This window comes from Streptomyces sp. NPDC060028 (genome assembly GCF_042736725.1).
Taxonomy (GTDB): domain Bacteria; phylum Actinomycetota; class Actinomycetes; order Streptomycetales; family Streptomycetaceae; genus Streptomyces.
Genome location: NZ_JBHWVJ010000027.1, coordinates 73,643 through 89,883, shown reverse-complemented (window position 1 = coordinate 89,883; position 16,241 = coordinate 73,643). Strand labels below are relative to the sequence as shown.

Below are 16,241 nucleotides of genomic sequence, written 5' to 3'. Positions count from 1 at the left end.
CACCCCACACCGCGCATCCCCGCCGTCCGTCTTTTCATTGCGTCTTCTCATGTGACTCTTACCCGCGCCTTACCCGGCGATCAGGGCCGCTGCCTAGTTTCGGCCGCATGTTCTTCACCTACCTCCGGCGCGAGTTGCGCCGCCGCAGGAAGGCGGCGCTCGTCGTCGCCTCCGGGCTCGCCCTGGGCATCGCCCTCGTCATCGTCGTCACCTCCGTCTCCGCGGGCATGACGCAGGCCCAGGGCAAGGTCCTCCAGTCGCTGTACGGGCTGGGCACGGACATGACCGTCACCAAGGCCCAGACCCCGCCCGGCGAGGGCGGCGCCGCGGCCCGCCCGCGCTTCCGGTTCGACGCGAAGGGCGAGGGCGATGCGAACGCGGACGCCTCGCAGAGCCGCGACATCGTGATGCCGCAGGGCTTCCAGACCCTCGACGCCGCCACCGTCGGGAAGGTGTCCGGGCAGAACGGCGTCGCGAAGGCCGTCGGCGGACTCAGCCTCCAGGTCATGAAGGTCAACGGCCAGTTCAGGCGGGGCGAGTTCAAGCGCGCCGAGGGCGGCGCCACCGCGGCCAAGCCCGGCGCGACCGCCGGCGGCGGGGGCGGAGCCGGCGGCGCGGGCGGGTCGAGCGGCACGGTCCAGGGCGGCGGCGCCGACTTCGACGTCAACTCCTTCACCGTGTACGGCACGGACGTCACGCAGCCGGCCCTCGGCCCCCTCACCACCTCCAAGATCACCTCGGGTCGCGGCTTCCAGGTGGGCGAGACCGAGGCGGCCGTCGCCGTCGTCGACAGCGCGTACGCCAAGCAGAACAAGCTGGCCGTCGACTCCGAAGTGACCGTCAAGAACGCCAAATTCAAGGTCATCGGCATCGCCACCGCCGACAGCGGGGACGCCGCGGCGAACGTGTACCTCCCGCTCAAGCAGGCCCAGACGCTCGCCGAGACCCCGGACAAGGTCACCACGGTCTACGTGCAGGCCAAGGACTCCCAGGGCCTCGCCTCCGTCAAGGCGGCCATCCAGAACAACGTTCCGGACACCACCGTCACCACCTCGGCGGACCTCGCCGACACGGTCTCCGGCTCGCTCTCCACCGCCGCCTCGCTCGCCTCCACGGTCGGCACGTGGCTCTCGTACGCCGTCCTGCTGGCCGCGTTCCTCGTCGCGGGACTGCTCACCTCCTCGGCCGTCTCGCGGCGCGTCCGCGAGTTCGGCACCCTCAAGGCGCTCGGCTGGAAGAGCGGCCGCGTCACCCGCCAGGTCGCAGGCGAGGCCCTGGTCAACGGCCTGCTCGGCGGCGTCCTGGGCATCGGGCTCGGGCTCGGGGCCGCGTACGCGATCACCGCGGTCAGCCCCACGCTCACGGCGCAGCTCGCGAGCGGCGGAGACGGCCGCAGCGGCGGTGGCGGCGGCCGGACGGCGGCCGGCGGTTTCGGCGGACCCGCCCGTCAGGCCGCGGGCAAGGCCCTCGACGTCGCGCTCACCGCACCCGTGTCCCTCGCCACCATCGGCCTGGCCGTCGCCCTCGCGGTGGCGGGCGGCCTGATCGCGGGCGGCTTCGGCGGCTGGCGCGCGTCCCGGCTGCGGCCGGCGGACGCGCTGCGCCGCGTCGAATAGCCGGTCCGGCCCCCCCACACGACTTCACCAGCAAGCGAGGAACGAACGAGATGTACCAACTCAGCGGTGTGACCAAGCGCTACCGGCGCGGCAAGGAAACCATCGACGCGCTGGCCGGGGTGGACCTGACCATCGAGGACGGCGGCCGGCTCGTCATCCAGGGCCCCACGGGCGGCGGCAAGTCCACCCTGCTCCAGATGCTCGGCGCGCTCGACCGGCCGACGGCGGGGCAGGTCGTGCTCGACGGCCTGGACCTGGCCACGGTGTCGGAGGCGCGGCTCACCCGGGTCCGGGCGGAGAACATCGGCTTCGTGTTCCAGTCCTTCAACCTGATCCCGACCCTGACCGCGCAGGAGAACGTCGAGACGGCCCTGGTCCCGCTCGGCCTCAAGGCGCGCGAGCGGCGCGAACGGGCCGCCGAGGCCCTGGAGTCGGTGGGCCTGGGCGAGCGGATGGGCCACGTGCCCGGGGAGATGTCCGGCGGGCAGCAGCAGCGCGTCGCCATCGCGCGGGCCCTGGTGAAGCGGCCGAAGGTGCTGCTGGCCGACGAGCCGACCGGCAACCTCGACGAAGCCATGCGCGACGAGGTCATGGACCTGCTGGAAGGGCTGTGGAAGGAGCACGGGCTGACCTTCGTGATGGTCACGCACGACAGCGCGCTGGCCAAGCGGGCCCCGCGGGTGGCGACCATCCGGCGCGGCAAGGTGACCGTCACGGAAAACCCCTGAGCGGACGGGGGGCGCCGGGCGGCTGCGGGTGCCGCCGGCGCGCGGCCGAGCCGCGCTCTGGACCGCCGAGGGGGCGCGGGCGTGGCGGCCCTGCTCCTGTTCACGGACGAGGCCAACAGCCACACCGCGTTCCTCGACGCGTTCGCGCTGGCGCTCGGTCCAGCTCAAGCCGTAGCGGGCCGGTCCTCGGACGGGACCTGGGCCGAGGGGGCCGCCGTGGCCGAGGGGGCAGACCACGACGACAGCAGCCGCAGCGCGTCCGCCGAGGGCGAGTCCGGCGCCGGGTGGTAGGTGACCAGGAACTGCGCCGAGTCGTCCGGGAGGGCCAGCGTCTCGAAGGACAGGTCCAGCTCGCCCACCAGCGGGTGCCGCAGCCGCTTCACGCCGTGGGTCTTGTTGTCGCCCACGGTGTGCGCGGCCCACAGCCGGCGGAACTCCTCGTTCTTCACCGACAGCTCGCCGACCAGCGCCGACAGCTGCTCGTCGTCCGGGTGCGTGCCCGCGTACACGCGCAGGTTGCTCACCACCTCGCAGGCCCGGCACTCCCAGTCCGTGAACAGCTCCACCGTCGCCGGGTCCAAAAACGTCAGCCGCACGAGGTTGCGCTCCTTGGGCGCCAGCGCGCCGAAGTCGCCGAAGACCGCCGCGGCCAGCCGGTTCCACCCGATGACGTCCTGTCGCCGCCCCACGAGGTACGCCGGCACGTCCTCCATGGCGTCCAGCAGCGTCCGCACCCCCGGCCGGACCTGCTGCGGGCGCGGGGCCGCGCGCCGCTTGCGGGGCCTGGGCTGCGCCAGGTGGTTCAGGTGCTCGGTCTCGGTGTCGCCCAGGCGCAGCGCCCGCGCGATGGCGTCGAGGATCTCCGCCGACACGTTGTGCCCGCTGCCCTGCTCCAGCCGCGTGTAGTACGCGACCGACACCCCGGCGAGCAGCGCCAGCTCCTCGCGGCGCAGGCCGGGGACCCGCCGGTGGCGCCCGTGGTCGGGCAGGCCGACGTCCTCGGGGCGCAGCCGCGCGCGCCGGGAGCGGAGGAACTCGCCGAGCTCGGTTCGCTGGTCAGGCTGGTCCATGCCCCCAGTATCGCCGGGCGGGGCGGCGGCCGGAGGGCTGTGCCTGACCCTGCCAGGGGTAGGTCCGTCAGTCATAGGCGCGACAGGGCAGGACTGGTGGCTGGGTGCCTGCCACCGGGTGCGGCAGGCTTGAACGCACCGCAAGGAACCGCAAGCACCGCACACCGCACACACCGCACGCAAGACCATCACCGCAGCGTCGCGCTTCGAGGAGCACCTCTCATGTCAGTCACCCAGGCCGCCGCATTCGCCGCCCCCGCCCCCAAGGCCCCGCTGGAGCGCACCACCGTCCCGCGCCGCCCGGTCCGTGAGCACGACGTGCTCATCGCCATCAAGTACGCGGGCATCTGCCACTCGGACATCCACCAGGCCACCGACGGCTGGGGCGAGGGCATCTACCCCATGGTCCCGGGCCACGAGATCGCCGGTGTCGTCACCGAGGTCGGCCCGGGCGTCACCCGGTTCGCGGTCGGCGACCGGGTCGGCGTGGGCTGTTTCGTCGACTCCTGCCGGGAGTGCGAGTACTGCCTGCGCGGCCAGGAGCAGTACTGCTCCAAGGGCATGACCGGGACGTACAACGCCCTCGACAAGAACGGCGAGCCCACCTACGGCGGCTACTCCACCCACATAGTCGTCGACGAGAACTACACCGTCCGGATCCCCGACGGCCTCGCCCTCGACGTCGCCGCCCCGCTGCTGTGCGCCGGCATCACCCTGTACTCCCCGCTCAAGCACTGGGGGGCCGGCCCCGGCAAGCAGGTCGCGATCGTCGGCCTCGGCGGCCTCGGCCACATGGGCGTCAAGATCGCGCACGCCCTGGGCGCGGAGGTGACCGTACTGTCGCAGACCCTGCGCAAGCGGGAGGACGGGCTGAAGCTCGGCGCCGACCACTTCCACGCCACGAGCGACGAGGCCACCTTCGACGAGCTGGCCGGCCGCTTCGACCTGATCGTCTCCACCGTCTCCGCGCCCCTCGGCTTCGACGCCTACCTCGGGCTGCTGAAGGTGGACGGCGCGCTGGTGAACGTCGGCGCCCCGGAGGAGCCGGTCTCGCTGAACCTGTTCTCCGTCATCGGCGGCCGCAAGACGCTGGCCGGCTCGATGATCGGCGGGATAGCCGAGACCCAGGAGATGCTCGACTTCTGCGCGGAGCACGGACTGGGCTCCGAGATCGAGGTGATCGCAGCCGAGCAGATCAACGAGGCGTACGAGCGGGTGCAGGCGGGCGACGTCCGCTACCGCTTCGTCATCGACACCTCGACGATCTGAGTGCCTGCGCGATGACGTCGAGCGCCTTGGCCGCCGGGCAGGGGCCCGCTCTGCGCGCGCACGTCCTTCAGCGGCCGCCCGTCGATGAGCTCCATGACGATGCGGGCGGACGGGCAGCGTGCGGACCCCAGTCGTACGCGTAGCGGTTCGCGGCCCGGTCGAATGTCGCCTCGACCGGGTGTGGAGGCAGTCCGAGCGCTTCCCGCGCCCACTGGAGCAGCGCCGCGGCCAAGCCCTCCGGCTGGAAGTCCGCCTCGGGGAACAGGACGCGGTGGACCGTGACGAGGGTGTGCGCGCCCGCGGCCCGGGAAGCGAGGGCCGGTGCGGCCAGGGACGCGCCGTGGCGCAGCCAGTCGGCCTCCTCGGCGGACAGCCGCAGGCCCCGGCGGTCCGTGGGCGGGTGGGTGCGGACGGGGGTGGTGTCGAGCCACGCCCCGTCCGAGACCCGTTCGCCGCGCGCCGGCGGCTCGGCGGTCACCGCCGCGGAGGCCGTGAGCTCGATCCAGATGCCCCACGGGCCCCGCAGCAGCCGGTACCGCGAGGTGTGCGGGTCCTCAGGCATCCGTCGACGGGGCCGGGGCCACGCCGATCGGGCAGGAGACGCCGGTGCCGCCGACGCCGCAGTAGCCGCCCGGGTTCTTGTCGAGGTACTGCTGGTGGTAGGCCTCCGCCGGCCAGAACGGGCGCTCCGACGCCGGGAGGACCGCCGTGGTGATCCGGCCGTGGCCCGAGGAGGTGAGGACCCGCTGGTACGCGTCCCGGGAGGCCTCGGCCGCCGCCTGGTGGGCGGGGGAGTGGGTGTAGAGCGCCGAGCGGTACTGGGTGCCGACGTCGTTGCCCTGGCGGAAGCCCTGGGTGGGGTCGTGGGACTCCCAGAACAGCTTCAGGAGGGTGTCGTAGGAGACGAGCACCGGGTCGAAGACGACGCGGACGACCTCGGTGTGGCCGGTCAGGCCCGAGCACACCTCCTCGTACGTCGGGTTCTCGGTGTGGCCGCCCTGGTATCCGGCCAGGGTGGTCCACACCCCGGGGGTCTGCCAGAACTTGCGCTCCGCGCCCCAGAAGCAGCCCAGCCCGAAGTCCGCGACCTCCAGGTGCGCGGGATACGGGCCGGCGAGCGGGTTGCCGAGCACGGTGTGGCGCTCGGGCACGGTGAACAGAGGCTCGGCGCGGCCCTTCAGGGCCTCCTCGCGGGTGACGAGCTCGGGCGTACGGCGGTACGAGAACATGGCTTCCCTCCTTGGTAGTCCTGACAACGGCAGAGGGCGGGCCGGGATTCCCCGACCCGCCCCCCGGCTCAGAGGCCCGGCGTCGTCACGCGCACCGACCAGTTGCGCGCGTGCAGGTACCTGCCCTTCGGCGAGCCCGAGTAGTACCAGGGCACGGCGCCGATGTACCCGTCGATGTGCCGGAACTGCTCGACCGCCTCCGCGTCGCGGTCCTGCCAGAACAGCAGCCACGCCAGCACGTGCCGCAGCCGGCCCGTCCGCGAGTCGGCCGGGTCGGCCGCCGCCAGGTCAGCGAGGGCCGCGTCCACCGCGGCGACGACGTCCGGCTCCTTGAAGAAGGTCTCCGGCTTGAGGCCCGGATCCTTCATCTCCTGTTCGATGTACGCGGTCAGCGGCACGAGCGACAGCAGCTCGCCCGGCTCGCCCGAGGCGGCGGACTCCCGGGCGAAGGCGAGCGCCAGCTCGTGCGAGCCACGCCACTTCTCGCACCAGTACTGCAGGGCGGAGGTGTGCGCCACCAGCACCTTCGGGTCGCGCGCCACGATCTGCGCCCACAGCTCCCGGTACTGCTCGTGCGGGTAGCCCAGGCCCTGGGCGATGGGCTGCTCCGCCATGTACGGGACCGGGTCGGCCGGGTCCGCGAGCCGCTGGGCCTCGTGCGCGTACTCCTGCGCCTTGAGCAGCAGCTCGTGGAAGACCCGGAACTGCTCCTGGGTGGTGCGGCTGCCCGACTGGCTGCCGCGTACGTTCCACGCGACCGCGACGCCCGCATCGGCGTTGACCAGCGCCGCTGACGGGTCGGACGGCCGGGCCGACCGCCAGGCCAGCAGCCACGCGTCGTCCTCGGCGGCCGCCTCGGCCAGGGCCCGGACGCGCTGCCAGCGCTCCTCCCAGTCCTTGCCGGCCGCCTCCAGGTAGGCCGCGCCGGCCTCCCAGTCGCCGGCCGTGACCGCCGCGACGGCGGCCGTCCGCTCGGGCGGGACGGGCCGGGCGTTCTCGGTGTCGAGGTCCTCCTCCGCCACGAAGCCCAGCGCGACGACCGCGGCCGCCTGCCGTGCCTTCTCCTCGGCCTTCGCCGCGGCCGTGGCGGCCGACTGCGCGGCGGGCGCGGGCGTGCCCGCCGCCTTCTTCGCCTTGCGCGCGGCGAAGGCCTTGTACGCGGCGCCGATCAGCATGACGCCGAAGATGATCAGACCGATCACGGGGCAAGCACCAGCTTTCGCAGGGGTTCGGTGTCGGGCTGGTCCGCCACGGCCGCCTCCAGGGCGGCGGTGAGCTGCTCCTCGAAGCCGTCGGCCGGGTAGAGCAGCGTCGCCGAGTCGGCCCAGGACAGCTGCCAGCGGGCGGTGCCGCGGGCCGTCAGCTCGGCGGTGACCAGCTGGTTGACCGCCCGCCGCAGCACGGGGCGGGCGAACTCGCGGGCCGTGCGGCCGGTCGCGGCGGCCGCCTCCTCGGACTTCGGGAAGCGCTCCGCGATGCGCCAGCGCACCGCCGGGTCGGCGTCGATCGCGTCCAGCAGCGCGGCCAGGTCCGGCCCCGCACCCTCCGCGGCGACGGCCTCGCGGATCTGCTCCGCGCCCTCGCCGACGTACCGGGTCATGCTCTCCTGGACCAGGTCCGCCCAGTCCACCCGCTTCAGCGCGAGTGCCTGCGGGCTCAGCACGGCCTGCTCCAGCGCGGCCATCGCCGCGTCAGCGTCGGACAGCAGCTCCAGCGACGGGCGGGCCGCCTGGCCGCCGCGGCCGTCGTCGGGCAGCGCCTCGATGCGGGCCACGCGCTCGGCGAGCGCGGGGTGCGAGTCGTACGGGGACGCGGGCTCGGTCGACAGCTCCCGGCGCAGGTCGTCCAGCTCCTCGGAGCGGGCGTCGAGCAGGTGGCGCAGGCCGCCGAAGACCTGCCCGGGCCGGGGCAGCAGCTGCGCGCCGACGCCGAGGGTGGCGTAGGAGTCCATGTAGAAGTCCTGCGCGGGGCCGATGGCGTTGAGCTCGCGCAGCGCGGAGGCGGCCGAGTCGCGGCCCGCGATGCGGACGGAGGCGAGGTCGGCGGCGAGCTCCTGGCGGCGGGCGCCGGCGAGGGTGGCGCGCTGGTAGAACTTCCCGTACGCCGTGTAGAGCGCGGCCATCGCGCGGTACATGGCACCGTCGCCGCTCGTGTCGACGGCCTTGGGCTTCTTGCCGGACGCGATCCGCTTCTCGGCCCGCTTCTCCTGCCGCGCACGCTCCTTGGCCACCTTGGCATCGGCCCGGTCGTTGAAGTGCCCGATCGTACGCAGCAGTTGGGCGCGGCCGCGCGCGATCAGCGGGGTGAGGCGGGTGTCGAGGTTGGCGTAGTGGCCCATCTCGTGCGCGAGCACGGCCCGCAGCTGCATCTCGTCCAGGCCCGTCATCAGGGGCAGTCCGAGGTAGAGCCGGCGGGTGCCGGGGAGCAGGCCGAGCAGCTTGGAGTCCTCACTGACGGCCGCGTTGACCTCGGCGATCAGCACGATCTCGTCGGGCGCGCGGGTGCCGACCTGTTCGGCGACCTCCCGCACCGTCCGCCACAGGACCGGTTCCTGCCGCTCGGTGACGGGCACGCCGGGGACCGGGTCGCCCTTGGGCGTGCGGAGCATGAACATGCCGCGCACGATCGGGACGGCGAGGACGGCGGAGACGGCGAGGAGCTTGGAGAGGGCCGGCCCGCGCAGCCCCGCCGTCGCGAGAGCGATGTCGATACCGGCGAGTACGGCCAGCAGTACGAGGCCGAGCAGATAGAAGCCTGCGAGCAGGGCAAGGGCGCGCGAGGCGCGCAGCGAAGCGCCCATATGAACAGATCCCCCCACGGGACGGTGCGTTATTTACGCGCACCTTATGGGGAGGGGTTTTGCCGCTGCGAAGGGGGGCCCACCAGGAGCCCCCCGTCCGCGTCCGCGTCCGCGTCCGCGGCAGCGCGTCACCACGTCGGCGTCACCGCGGCAGCGTCGCCGGGGAGCCGCCGTTCGCCTCGTAGCCCGCCACCGCCAGGGCGCGGTACACCGCGTACGAGGCCGCCGGGTCCGCCGAGGCCGACCAGGGCAGGGCGCCGACGTACCCGTCCACGTGCCGCACCTGCTCCATGGCCTCCGCCCAGCGCTCCATGTTGACCAGGCACCACAGCAGCATGTGCCGTACGTGCGCCAGCATCGGGTCGTCCGGCCGGGCGCTGTGCACCGCGTACAGCGCGCCCTCCACCGCCCGCGTCACGACCGCGCTCTCCCAGAAGCTGCGCACCATGACGACGTCGGGGATGTGCTCGTACACCGCGAACAGCGGCAGCGCCGCCAGCAGCGAGCCCTGCGGGGCGCGCGCCGCGGCCGCGTGCGTGAAGGCGTCGGCCTTCTCGCGCGAGCCGTGCCACTTCTCGCACCAGTAGTTCAGCGCCGCCAGGTGCGCGCCCATGTGCTGCGGGGCCCGGTCGATGACCCGCGCCCACAGCGTGTCGAACTCCGCCTCCGAGTACGCGAGCGCCCGCCCGATCGCGAGCTCGGTGATGTACGGGACCGGGTCGCCGGGGGCCAGCAGCGCGGCCGTGCGGCACGACTCCCGGGCCTCCTCCAGGATGATCCGGTGGTCGTCGGAGCCGACGCCGCCCGAGTGCCGCCACGCCTGCTGCACCAGCAGCTCCGCGTGCACCTGCGCGCCGCCCGCGTCCTTGGGCGACTCCAGCCGCCACGCCTTGAGCCACCGCGCGCCCGCTCCGGGCTGCCGTACGAGTTCCAGCGCGGCCGCGCCGCCGAAGGCCTGGACGCGCTGCCAGCGCAGCTCGCCCTCCTTCGGGGTGCCGGCCAGCAGGGCGGAGGCGGCCTGCCACTGCCCGGTGCGCTGGACGTTGTCGAGCGCGTCCATCAGGTCCTGGTCGGGGCCGGGGATCCGGATGTCGAGCTCCTCCTGCAGGCCGAATCCGTAGTCCGCGGGGTCGGCGGCGTCGGGACTGCCGGGTGCGACCAGGCGCAGACCGCCCCGCCTGCGCCGTAGATACGGACTGACGGCGGCCAGGACCAGGCCCATCGCGAGCAGGAACAACAGAATCTCCATGCCCCCCAGCGAACCAGACGCACCCGGCCGAAGGCCAATACGGAGCAATACGGAGGAGGACCGCGCACCGCCCGGGGCATAGCATCTGCCCCATGAGCGACGACAGCCACGAGCACCAGAGCTTCGAGACCCGCGCGATCCACGCGGGCAACACCGCGGACCCGCAGACCGGCGCGGTCGTACCCCCGATCTACCAGGTGTCCACGTACAAGCAGGACGGCGTGGGCGGCCTGCGCGGCGGTTACGAGTACAGCCGCAGCGGCAACCCGACGCGTACCGCGCTGGAGGAGAACCTCGCGGCGCTGGAGGGCGGCCGGCGCGGCCTCGCCTTCGCGTCCGGGCTCGCCGCCGAGGACTGCCTGCTGCGTACGCTGCTCTCCCCGGGCGACCACGTGGTCATCCCGAACGACGCCTACGGCGGCACCTTCCGCCTCTTCGCGAAGGTCGTCTCCCGCTGGGGCGTCGAGTGGTCGGTCGCCGACACCTCCGACCCGGAGTCCGTACGGGCCGCGCTCACCCCGAAGACCAAGGTCATCTGGGTCGAGACCCCCTCCAACCCGCTGCTCGGCATCACCGACATCGCCGTCGTCGCCGACATCGCGCGGACGGCCGGCGCCAAGCTGGTCGTGGACAACACCTTCGCGTCCCCCTACCTCCAGCAGCCCCTGGCCCTGGGTGCGGACGTGGTCGTGCACTCGCTGACCAAGTACATGGGCGGGCACTCCGACGTCGTCGGCGGCGCGCTGGTCACCGCCGACGAGGCGCTCGGCGAGGAGCTGGCCTACCACCAGAACGCGATGGGCGCCGTCGCCGGCCCCTTCGACTCCTGGATCGTGCTGCGCGGCATCAAGACGCTGGCCGTGCGCATGGACCGGCACGCGGAGAACGCCGCCAAGATCGTCGAGGTGCTCCAGCGCCACCCGAAGGTCACCCAGGTCCTCTACCCGGGCCTGCCCGAGCACCGGGGCCACGAGATCGCCGCCAAGCAGATGCGCAACTTCGGCGGGATGATCTCCTTCCGTGTCGCCGGCGGCGAGGAGGAGGCCGTCGCGGTCTGCGGCCGCACCCGGATCTTCACCCTGGCCGAGTCCCTCGGCGGCGTCGAGTCCCTCATCGAGCACCCGGGCCGCATGACCCACGCCTCGGTGGCCGGCTCGGCCCTGGAGGTCCCGGCGGACCTGATCCGCCTCTCCGTCGGCATCGAGAACGCCGACGACCTCATCGCGGACCTGACCCAGGCCCTGGGCTAGGCCCTGCCGGTCGGTGGCGCTCCCGGCCCGCGGGCCGGGAGCGCCACCACCACGGCGGCAACGCCGCCTCCGTGGCCGTGCTCTCCGGCTCCGCCGGGCATGTCCAGCCCCGCCGGCGTTCGACGCCCGGCTACCAGCCCTCCAGCGGCGGGGAGACTCCGCTCGACGGGGTCGTCCACGCGTGGGTCAGCGAGGCCCACACCAGCAGGGCCACCACCACCGCGAACAGCAGGGTCCAGCAGGCCCGCCGCAAGGCTCGGCGCCGCCGCCGCAGTCGGTCCCCGCGCGCGGCCGCACCGGCCGCGAGCCCGGCCGGGACCACCGGGTACGGGCCATCCATCAGCCGCCTGACCTGAGCTTCCTTACGATCCGGGACCCCGCTCACGCCGCCTCCCGGGACCTCATCGCGGACACCGCCCGGTGGCACAGCGCCCGGACCCGCTCGACCGGCAGGCCCAGCTGCGCCGCGGTGACCTCCTCGGCGACCCCCTCGTAGATCCGCAGCACCAGCACGAGCCGCTCCAGCGGGCCCAGCCGCGCGAGTACGCCCGTACCTCCGTGGTGGCGCCAGGCGACGCGGGCGTAGGAGGCGCACAGCTCCTGGCGGGTGTGGTCGTACGGGTCGTCCCCGCGCAGCCGGCGCCAGTTCGCGTACGTACGGGCCAGCGCGCCGTCGAGCAGGGTGCGCGCGAGGGGGGCGTCGGCCTCGGGCTCGGCCGTCAGCAGTATCGCGACGCGCAGGAGCCGCCCCGCCGCGCCCGCGACGAAGGCCTCGAACTCCACGTAGCGGCCCGAACGGTGGTCCACAGGCCACATAGTGCGGCCTGCGGGTCCACCCGGGTCAAGAGGTCGGACGAACTCCGGATGGAGACACGCCTCAGGACGCGGGCCCGGCCTCGGCCACGGCCGCCATCAGCTCCGACAGCGAGAGGTTGAAGCGGGTCAGCAGCGAGGTGAACACCTCGCGCTCCTCCTCGTTCCACCCCTCCGTCACCCGCGCCATCAGCTCGCGCCGCGAGGAGCGGACCTCCTCCAGCCGCGACAGCCCGCGCGGGGACAGCGCCAGCACCACGGCCCGGCCGTCCTCGGGATGCGAGGTCCGCTTGACCAGGCCGCTGTCGACCAGCGGCGCGACCTGCCGGGTGACGGTGGAGGAGTCGATGCCCATGCCGCCGGCGAGCGCCTTGACGCCCATCGGCCCCTCCAGGTCGAGCCGGTTCAGCAGCAGGTACGCGGCCCGGTCCATCGAGTTGCGGGCCTGGCCGATCCCGCCCAGGCGGGTCTGCTCGGCGCGCCGGGCGAAGACCGCCACCTGGTGCTGGAGCGCGTCGAGGAGACCGGCTTCGGCGGGCGCGCCGGCCGGCGCGGGCAGGTCGGAACTGGCCGGGATGGAGGGCATGGCCGTGGGCTCTCTTCGCGTGGGGCCGACAAGGATGGGGGACAGAGTACGCGGACGCGCGGCGGCTCGTACTCCTCGTACAAGAACTGATACGGCCAGTACGGAGCAAGGCTGCCGGGGTGTCCCGGATGGCCGGATTCCGCCCTTTCTCCGGGCTCTCGCGAGAGCCTCTCCAGGCCTTCGTCACGGCGCCGCGATCCGCGCGGGCTGCCAGACTGGCCGCATGAACTACCGCGTGCCCGAGCCCGTCCCGCAGGTCATCCTCGACGACATCCGGGGGGCTCAGAAGATGCTCTCGGGCGTCTCCCGGGTCACCGCGATGGAGGGCAGCCGGCACCTGTCCGCCCTCACCGGCTCCCCGGTCCACCTCAAGTGCGAGAACCTCCAGCGCACCGGCTCCTTCAAGCTGCGCGGAGCGTACGTGCGCATCGCGGGCCTGCGCCCCGAGCAGCGCGCCGCCGGCGTGGTGGCGGCCAGCGCCGGCAACCACGCGCAGGGCGTGGCCCTGGCCTCCTCCCTCCTGGGGGTCCACTCGACGGTCTTCATGCCGTTCGGGGCCCCGCTGCCGAAGGTGGCCGCGACCCGGGACTACGGCGCCGACGTGCGCCTGCACGGGCAGGTCGTCGACGAGACGCTCGCCGCCGCGCAGGACTACGCGGACCGCACCGGGGCGGTGTTCATCCACCCCTTCGACCACCGCGACATCATCGCGGGCCAGGGCACGGTCGGCCTGGAGATCCTGGAGCAGTGCCCCGAGGTGCGCACCATCCTGGTGGGCATCGGCGGCGGCGGTCTCGCGGCCGGTGTCGCGGTCGCGGTGAAGTCGCTGCGGCCGGACGTGCGGATCATCGGCGTCCAGGCGGCGGGCGCGGCCGCGTACCCGCCCTCGCTCAAGGTCGGGCACCCGGTGTCGATCGACCACCCGAGCACGATGGCGGACGGCATCAAGGTCGGCCGCCCCGGCGACATCCCCTTCAAAATCATCGGCGAACTCCTCGACGACGTCCGCACGGTCTCCGAGGACGCGCTCTCCCGCGCGCTGCTGCTCTGCATGGAGCGGGCCAAGCTGGTGGTCGAGCCGGCCGGGTGCAGCCCGGTGGCCGCCCTGCTGAGCGAGCCCGAGCTGTACGGCGGCGGCCCGGTCGTCGCCGTCCTGTCCGGCGGCAACGTCGATCCGCTGCTGCTCCAGCGGATCCTGCGGCACGGCATGGCGGCGGCGGGCCGCTACCTGTCGCTGCGGCTGCGCGTGGCGGACCGGCCGGGGGCCCTCGCCGGGCTCCTGGGGGTGTTGTCAGTGGTGGATGCGAACGTGTTGGACGTGAGCCACGTACGGACCGACCCGCGGCTCGGGCTCACCGAGGTGGAGGTGGAACTGCACCTGGAGACGAAGGGCCTGGACCACTGCGCGGAGGTCGCGCGGTCGCTGCACAACGCGGGTTACAGGGTCATGAGCTGAGACGCGACGACCTCTAGTGCTGTGACCGGAAAGGTTCACCGCGTCGCGGCGCCCGGTACGGCACCTCGCCGTGTTGTCGGACCGCGCACGTACGTCCAGTACGAGACGCGGTCCTCCGCCTTGCGATGCACCGCACCGGACACCGCGCCCCGGCAAACCTTCCCGGCCACAGCACTAGGTCCTGACCCGCCTCATGGCCGACAATCAGACCCCGATTTCCGCACTGGGAGAATTCATATGCCAGGCGCCATCTACGCCGAAAATCTGGTCAAGACCTTCGGCGATGTACGGGCTCTGGACGGCGTGGACCTCGATGTCCCCGAAGGCACCGTCCTGGGCCTCCTCGGCCCCAACGGCGCGGGCAAGACAACGACCGTGCGCGTCCTGACCACCCTCCTCCAGCCCGACAGCGGCAGGGCCGTCGTCGCGGGCATAGACGTACTCAAGCACCCCAACGAGGTCCGCCGCGCGATAGGCCTCTCCGGCCAGTTCGCCGCCGTCGACGAGTACCTCACCGGCCGCGAGAACCTCCACATGGTCGGCCAGCTCTACCAGATGAAGTCCAAGGCCGCGAAGGCCCGCGCCGACGAGCTGCTGGAGCGCTTCAACCTCTCCGACGCCGCCGACCGCACCGCCAAGACGTACTCCGGCGGCATGCGCAGGCGCCTCGACCTCGCGGCCGCCCTGGTCGTCAGCCCGCCCGTGATGTTCATGGACGAGCCGACCACCGGACTCGACCCGCGCAACCGCCAGCAGCTGTGGGGGATCATCCAGGAACTGGTCGCGGGCGGCACCACCCTGCTGCTCACCACCCAGTACCTGGAGGAAGCCGACCACCTCGCCCACGACATCTGCGTGGTCGACCACGGCAAGGTCATCGCCCGCGGCACCTCCGACCAGCTCAAGGCCCGCACGGGCGGCGAGCGCGTCGAGGTCGTCGTCCACGAGCGCGAGCACATGACGAGCGCGCGGGAGGTCCTCGCCGGCTTCGGCAAGGGCGAGACCGCCGTCGAGGAGCACACCCGCAAGCTGACCGTCCCCGTCTCGGGCGGCGCCAAGCTGCTGGCCGAGGTCATCCGCGAGCTCGACGCGCGGGGCATCGAGATCGACGACATCGGCCTGCGCCGACCCACCCTCGACGACGTGTTCATCTCGCTGACCGGCCACGCGGCCGAGCTGACGAGGGAGGACAACGGCGACCCGGGCGAGACCCCGGCGGACGCCGCGGGCAAGAGCATGGGCCAGGCCAAGGCCAAGGCCAAGGGCCGCAAGGCGCGCAAGGAGGCGGCCAAGTGACCATCACTTCCCCGACCCCGGAACTGACCGCCCCGCGCCCGCGCGGGGGCATCACCCAGGGCGTCAGCGACTCGCTCGTGATGGCCAAGCGCAACCTCATCCGGATGTCCCGGATCCCCGAGATGATCATCTTCGGCGTGATCCAGCCGGTGATGTTCGTGGTCCTCTTCAGCTACGTCTTCGGCGGCTCGATCAGCGTCGGCGGCAGCACCTCGCCCGCCGCATACCGCGAGTTCCTGATGGCGGGCATCTTCGCCCAGACCGTCACCTTCGCCACGGCCGGCGCGGGCGCGGGCATCGCGGACGACATGCACAAGGGCCTCATCGACCGCTTCCGCTCACTGCCCATGGCCCGCGGCGCGGTCCTCACCGGCCGTACCCTCGCCGACCTCGTCCAGACGACGCTCACCGTCGTCGTCCTGGCGATCGTGGCCCTCATCGTCGGCTGGCGCACCCACGAGAACATCGGCAAGGTGCTCGCCGGCTTCGCCCTGCTGCTCCTGCTCGGTTACGCGTTCTCCTGGATCGGCGCCCTGATCGGCCTGTCGGTACGCACCCCGGAGGCGGCCACCTCGGGCGGGCTGATCTGGCTCTTCCCGCTGACGTTCATCTCGAACGCGTTCGTCCCCTCCGACAACATGCCGACCTTCCTGCGGCACATCGCGGAGTGGAACCCCTTCAGCGCCACCGTCCAGGCGGCCCGCCTGCTCTTCGGCAACCTCCCGCCGGGCTACGAGGCCCCGCAGGCCTGGCCGATGCAGCACCCGATCCAGGCGTCCGTCCTGTGGTCGCTGCTGATCATCCTGGTCTTCCGCACGCTGGCGGTCCGCAAGTACCGCTCGGCGACGGCGTAGGACGCGGCAGCGCAAAGAAGCCCGG

The 16,241-nt window shown here is 73.0% G+C and carries 16 protein-coding genes; 7 read left to right on the top strand and 9 right to left on the bottom strand.

Annotated elements, in window-relative coordinates; genetic code table 11:
- Positions 1-107: 107 nt before the first annotated feature.
- Both ACFWBF_RS16100 and ACFWBF_RS16095 read left to right on the top strand, forming a co-directional pair.
- Complete coding sequence (locus tag ACFWBF_RS16100) at positions 108-1,616, top strand: ABC transporter permease (RefSeq protein ID WP_385601319.1); 1,509 nt, start codon at positions 108-110, stop codon at positions 1,614-1,616.
- 50 nt (positions 1,617-1,666) lie between these two features.
- Positions 1,667-2,344 carry an ABC transporter ATP-binding protein gene (locus tag ACFWBF_RS16095; RefSeq protein WP_385601316.1) on the top strand — a complete coding sequence of 226 codons (678 nt, stop codon included), beginning with the start codon at positions 1,667-1,669 and terminating at the stop codon, positions 2,342-2,344.
- Positions 2,345-2,508: 164 nt separating this feature from the next.
- Here ACFWBF_RS16095 and ACFWBF_RS16090 read toward each other — a convergent pair whose 3' ends face one another.
- A complete protein-coding gene (locus tag ACFWBF_RS16090; RefSeq protein ID WP_385601313.1) occupies positions 2,509-3,414 on the bottom strand; it encodes a helix-turn-helix transcriptional regulator in 906 nt (301 codons plus the stop codon).
- 222 nt (positions 3,415-3,636) lie between these two features.
- On the opposite strand from ACFWBF_RS16090, the gene ACFWBF_RS16085 reads away from it, so the two are divergent.
- Positions 3,637-4,683 (top strand): NAD(P)-dependent alcohol dehydrogenase, encoded by a 1,047-nt coding sequence (locus tag ACFWBF_RS16085; RefSeq protein ID WP_385601310.1) that lies wholly within the window; start codon positions 3,637-3,639, stop codon positions 4,681-4,683.
- 67 nt (positions 4,684-4,750) lie between these two features.
- Here the strand turns inward: ACFWBF_RS16085 and ACFWBF_RS16080 are convergent, their stop codons facing one another.
- From ACFWBF_RS16080 to ACFWBF_RS16060, 5 genes are all read right to left on the bottom strand, one after another.
- A complete protein-coding gene (locus tag ACFWBF_RS16080; protein ID WP_385601307.1) occupies positions 4,751-5,245 on the bottom strand; it encodes a hypothetical protein in 495 nt (164 codons plus the stop codon).
- Positions 5,238-5,912 (bottom strand): peptide-methionine (S)-S-oxide reductase MsrA, encoded by a 675-nt coding sequence (gene msrA / locus ACFWBF_RS16075; protein WP_385601304.1) that lies wholly within the window; start codon positions 5,910-5,912, stop codon positions 5,238-5,240. Before msrA ends, ACFWBF_RS16080 begins: the two co-directional genes overlap by 8 nt.
- 68 nt (positions 5,913-5,980) lie before the next feature.
- Positions 5,981-7,114, bottom strand: coding sequence for a hypothetical protein (locus ACFWBF_RS16070; RefSeq protein ID WP_385601301.1), 1,134 nt, complete (start codon positions 7,112-7,114; stop codon positions 5,981-5,983).
- Positions 7,111-8,712: a M48 family metalloprotease gene (locus ACFWBF_RS16065; protein ID WP_385601298.1), complete on the bottom strand. Its 1,602-nt coding sequence runs from the start codon at positions 8,710-8,712 to the stop codon at positions 7,111-7,113. The genes ACFWBF_RS16070 and ACFWBF_RS16065 overlap by 4 nt, the downstream gene beginning before the upstream one ends.
- A gap of 142 nt (positions 8,713-8,854) precedes the next feature.
- A complete protein-coding gene (locus ACFWBF_RS16060; protein WP_385601295.1) occupies positions 8,855-9,961 on the bottom strand; it encodes a hypothetical protein in 1,107 nt (368 codons plus the stop codon).
- 92 nt (positions 9,962-10,053) lie between these two features.
- On the opposite strand from ACFWBF_RS16060, the gene ACFWBF_RS16055 reads away from it, so the two are divergent.
- A complete protein-coding gene (locus ACFWBF_RS16055; protein ID WP_385601292.1) occupies positions 10,054-11,211 on the top strand; it encodes a cystathionine gamma-synthase in 1,158 nt (385 codons plus the stop codon).
- 130 nt (positions 11,212-11,341) lie between these two features.
- Here ACFWBF_RS16055 and ACFWBF_RS16050 read toward each other — a convergent pair whose 3' ends face one another.
- The 3 genes from ACFWBF_RS16050 to ACFWBF_RS16040 form a co-directional block, all read right to left on the bottom strand.
- Positions 11,342-11,551, bottom strand: coding sequence for a hypothetical protein (locus ACFWBF_RS16050; protein ID WP_385601289.1), 210 nt, complete (start codon positions 11,549-11,551; stop codon positions 11,342-11,344).
- 41 nt (positions 11,552-11,592) lie between these two features.
- Positions 11,593-12,027, bottom strand: coding sequence for a sigma factor-like helix-turn-helix DNA-binding protein (locus tag ACFWBF_RS16045; protein ID WP_385601286.1), 435 nt, complete (start codon positions 12,025-12,027; stop codon positions 11,593-11,595).
- 61 nt (positions 12,028-12,088) lie between these two features.
- On the bottom strand, positions 12,089-12,610 hold the full coding sequence (locus ACFWBF_RS16040) for a MarR family winged helix-turn-helix transcriptional regulator (protein ID WP_385601283.1): 522 nt from the start codon (positions 12,608-12,610) through the stop codon (positions 12,089-12,091).
- 223 nt (positions 12,611-12,833) lie between these two features.
- On the opposite strand from ACFWBF_RS16040, the gene ilvA reads away from it, so the two are divergent.
- The 3 genes from ilvA (at position 12,834) to ACFWBF_RS16025 (ending at position 16,216) form a co-directional block, all read left to right on the top strand.
- Entirely contained in the window at positions 12,834-14,066 is a 1,233-nt protein-coding gene (gene ilvA, locus ACFWBF_RS16035) for a threonine ammonia-lyase (RefSeq protein WP_385601280.1), read from the top strand.
- Positions 14,067-14,303: 237 nt separating this feature from the next.
- The gene (locus ACFWBF_RS16030) at positions 14,304-15,362 is read left to right on the top strand and encodes an ATP-binding cassette domain-containing protein (RefSeq protein WP_385601276.1); all 1,059 of its coding nucleotides are present in this window, start codon (positions 14,304-14,306) and stop codon (positions 15,360-15,362) included.
- Positions 15,359-16,216, top strand: coding sequence for an ABC transporter permease (locus ACFWBF_RS16025; RefSeq protein WP_385601273.1), 858 nt, complete (start codon positions 15,359-15,361; stop codon positions 16,214-16,216). The genes ACFWBF_RS16030 and ACFWBF_RS16025 overlap by 4 nt, the downstream gene beginning before the upstream one ends.
- Positions 16,217-16,241 lie beyond the last annotated feature (25 nt).

Bases quoted from the DNA above. Each gene is read 5' to 3' on its own strand.
- ACFWBF_RS16095 (WP_385601316.1), top strand. From the start codon at position 1,667: ATGTACCAACTCAGCGGTGTGACCAAGCGCTACCGGCGCGGCAAGGAA.
- ACFWBF_RS16045 (WP_385601286.1), bottom strand. From the start codon at position 12,027: ATGTGGCCTGTGGACCACCGTTCGGGCCGCTACGTGGAGTTCGAGGCC.
- ACFWBF_RS16030 (WP_385601276.1), top strand. From the start codon at position 14,304: ATGCCAGGCGCCATCTACGCCGAAAATCTGGTCAAGACCTTCGGCGAT.
- ACFWBF_RS16050 (WP_385601289.1), bottom strand. From the start codon at position 11,551: ATGGATGGCCCGTACCCGGTGGTCCCGGCCGGGCTCGCGGCCGGTGCG.
- msrA (WP_385601304.1), bottom strand. From the start codon at position 5,912: ATGTTCTCGTACCGCCGTACGCCCGAGCTCGTCACCCGCGAGGAGGCC.
- ACFWBF_RS16040 (WP_385601283.1), bottom strand. From the start codon at position 12,610: ATGCCCTCCATCCCGGCCAGTTCCGACCTGCCCGCGCCGGCCGGCGCG.
- ACFWBF_RS16055 (WP_385601292.1), top strand. From the start codon at position 10,054: ATGAGCGACGACAGCCACGAGCACCAGAGCTTCGAGACCCGCGCGATC.
- ACFWBF_RS16060 (WP_385601295.1), bottom strand. From the start codon at position 9,961: ATGGAGATTCTGTTGTTCCTGCTCGCGATGGGCCTGGTCCTGGCCGCC.
- ACFWBF_RS16090 (WP_385601313.1), bottom strand. From the start codon at position 3,414: ATGGACCAGCCTGACCAGCGAACCGAGCTCGGCGAGTTCCTCCGCTCC.
- ACFWBF_RS16080 (WP_385601307.1), bottom strand. From the start codon at position 5,245: ATGCCTGAGGACCCGCACACCTCGCGGTACCGGCTGCTGCGGGGCCCG.
- ilvA (WP_385601280.1), top strand. From the start codon at position 12,834: ATGAACTACCGCGTGCCCGAGCCCGTCCCGCAGGTCATCCTCGACGAC.
- ACFWBF_RS16085 (WP_385601310.1), top strand. From the start codon at position 3,637: ATGTCAGTCACCCAGGCCGCCGCATTCGCCGCCCCCGCCCCCAAGGCC.
- ACFWBF_RS16100 (WP_385601319.1), top strand. From the start codon at position 108: ATGTTCTTCACCTACCTCCGGCGCGAGTTGCGCCGCCGCAGGAAGGCG.
- ACFWBF_RS16065 (WP_385601298.1), bottom strand. From the start codon at position 8,712: ATGGGCGCTTCGCTGCGCGCCTCGCGCGCCCTTGCCCTGCTCGCAGGC.